This window comes from Pseudomonas sp. AC463, from assembly GCF_979253585.1.
Genome location: NZ_CEEDDZ010000142.1, coordinates 1 through 426 on the forward strand (window position 1 = coordinate 1; position 426 = coordinate 426).

The following is a 426-nucleotide window of genomic DNA, read 5'->3' on the forward strand; positions in this document are numbered from 1 at the left end:
GCGCGCGTGTCGCCTTGTTGACCGACGCGTCGGTCGCCTGCGCCGACAGCGCGACCGCGACGACCAGCGTAAAGGGATTGCGGAACTCCAGCTCCGTTTCGGGATGCGGATCGGCCTCCGCCAGCCGGCGATAGAATTCGACGATGTCGGCGCGCTTCATCGCATTTACAGCCCGAGCACGTCGCCCATCCGGTACCGGCCTGCGGGTTGCCGCGCGAGCCAGATCGCCGCCCGCACCGCGCCGCGCGCGAAGATCGAGCGATCCTGCGCGAAGTGCGACAACTCCACCCGCTCGCCCTCCGTCGCCAGGATCACGCTATGATCGCCCACGACGGAGCCGCCGCGCAGCGACGCCAGCCCGATCGTCCCTTCGGATCGCGCACCGGTCAGCCCGACGCGGTCGTCGACGCGCAGTTCGGACAACAT

General features: G+C 69.5%; 1 protein-coding gene. It reads right to left on the reverse strand.

The features are described from left to right. Positions 1-165: 165 nt before the first annotated feature. The coding region (locus AC0IYH_RS29495; protein ID WP_471837596.1) for a dihydrodipicolinate reductase C-terminal domain-containing protein at positions 166-426 on the reverse strand (261 nt) is incomplete at its 5' end.